Annotated in this window: 1 protein-coding gene; it reads left to right on the top strand. The window is 71.5% G+C overall.

Annotated elements, in window-relative coordinates:
• Window positions 1-79 precede the first annotated feature (79 nt).
• The coding region (locus LPA54_RS35450; protein WP_228984692.1) for an MlaD family protein at window positions 80-582 on the top strand (503 nt) is incomplete at its 3' end.

Raw genomic sequence — 582 nt, 5'->3', positions numbered from 1 at the left:
GTCCTGATCAGCGTCACCGACTTCTTCCTGTCGCTCGCCCTGTGGGGCGCGACCACGACCGTGAAGGTGGCGGGGTGAGATGAACGGACCCCGGGGATCCCGAGGACGGACCCTGCGCCGCCGGCTCGCCGGAGTGGTGTTCGTGCTGGTGCCCGCCCTGCTGATCTGGCTGGCCGTCGCCGTCTACGACAAGAGGTTCACCGCGTCCGACCCGGTGGTGGTCGAGACCGACGGCGTCGGCAACCAGATGCACCCGGGCGCCGAGGTGAAACTGCGCGGCGTCGTCGTCGGCGAGGTCCGCGCCATCGACGCCACCGGTGACGGCGCCCGCCTCACCCTCGCCATGAAGCCCGGCACGCTGGATGCCGTACCGTCCGACGTCCGCGCCCAGATGCTGCCCACCACCCTGTTCGGCGAGCGGTTCGTCGCCCTCGTACCGCCGGAGAACCCCTCGCCCGAGCCGCTGGCCGCCGGAGCCGTCATCCCGCAGGACCGCTCCGCGAACGCCGTCGAACTCCAGCAGGTGCTCGACGACGTCCTGCCCATGCTCACCGCCGTGCAGCCGCAGAAGCTCTCCGCGAC

Source organism: Streptomyces sp. DH12, from assembly GCF_020873895.1.
Lineage (GTDB): Bacteria > Actinomycetota > Actinomycetes > Streptomycetales > Streptomycetaceae > Streptomyces.
This window is presented reverse-complemented; position numbering and strand designations above follow the sequence as displayed.